This is a genomic window from Kutzneria buriramensis (assembly GCF_003387475.1).
Taxonomy (GTDB): domain Bacteria; phylum Actinomycetota; class Actinomycetes; order Mycobacteriales; family Pseudonocardiaceae; genus Kutzneria; species Kutzneria buriramensis.
On the sequence record NZ_QUNO01000060.1, the window covers coordinates 1 to 1370 of the forward strand.

Consider the following 1370-nt stretch of genomic DNA (forward strand, 5'->3'; position numbering starts at 1 on the left):
CTTCGTTAAGTCGGGTGAACTTGCTTATGTTGACAGCGGTTCGTGCCGTTGATCACGTTGTGAAGCTGGATCAGGTGGAACGCCTGCGTGAAGAGCTGGAGTCGTTCGCCGGGCAGATGCTCGCCTCGGTGCGGCGTAAGGACCAGCGACGGTGGGGCGCGTGCTACCTACGAGGATTGATGGTGGACGGCAAACGCAAGTCGATCCAGCCGATGGCCGCCCGCCTGCCCGACGGCAACGAGCAAGCCCTGCAACAGTTCGTGTCCGCCTCACCCTGGGATCCAGCGCCGGTCCGCGCCCGGCTGGCCCGACGTATGGCCAGCGAGCTGAAGCCGGAAGCGGTGATCTTCGACGACACCGGGTACCTGAAATCGGGTAGCTCCTCGCCGTGCGTGGCCCGCCAGTACACCGGCACCGCCGGGAAGATCACCAACTGTCAGATCGGGGTCAGCGCGCATCTGGCCACCGAGACCGCGTCCTGCCCGGTGAACTGGCGGTTGTTCGTGCCCGAGCAGTGGGACCCGGGCTCGCCGCGGGCCGGCGCGGACGTGGCTGAACGCCGGGCCCGCTGCGGCATCCCCGACGAGGTCGGGCACACCGAGAAGTGGCGGCTGGCGTTGGCCATGCTCGACGAGCTGCACGGCTGGGGCGTGCGAGCCCCGCTGACCGTGGCCGACGCCGGCTACGGCGAGATCGGCGAGTTCCGACAAGGCCTGGAGGACCGCGGCCTGGACTACGCCGTGCAGGTGGCCGCCAGCGTGACCGCCTATCCCGAGACCGCCGCACGCACAACGCCGCCCTGCTCCGGACGCGGTCCACGACCGACACCGCGTTACGAGCTCGCCGCGTCCTCGGTCAAAGACCTCGCACGCGCCGCTGGGACCCGCGCTGCCCGCCGCATCACCTGGCGTGAGGGTTCTCGTTGGCGTGCCGGGGCGCCGGCGAGGATGAGCTCCCGGTTCGTGTTTCTACGGGTGCGACCGGCCAGTCAGGCGCACCATCGCGCTCATCGCGGCCAGGACCTGCCGGTGCGCTGGTTGATCGCCGAATGGCCGACGGGGGCCAGCGAGCCGAGCAAGTACTGGATCTCCAACCTGCCCTCCCGCACCACTCGGGCCGAACTGGTCCGGGTGGCCAAGCTGCGGTGGCGCATCGAGCACGACTACCGCGAACTCAAAGACGGCCTTGGCCTGGATCACTACGAAGGCCGGACCTGGAACGGCTGGCACCACCACGTCACCCTCGTCTCGGTCGCCCACGCTTTCCTGACTCTGCAACGCCTGGACCCAAAAGCCCTCATGCCGGCCTGACGCTCTACGGAGTCCTCCGAGCGCTACAGGAACTGCTGGCTTGTTGGACCGGCACATGCA

At 68.4% G+C, this 1370-nt stretch carries 1 protein-coding gene; it reads left to right on the forward strand.

The window, feature by feature from the left end; translation table 11 throughout:
* Positions 1 to 59: 59 nt before the first annotated feature.
* Positions 60 to 1310: an IS701 family transposase gene (locus tag BCF44_RS54595; RefSeq protein ID WP_425460132.1), complete on the forward strand. Its 1251-nt coding sequence runs from the start codon at positions 60 to 62 to the stop codon at positions 1308 to 1310.
* The last annotated feature ends 60 nt before the right edge of the window (positions 1311 to 1370 follow it).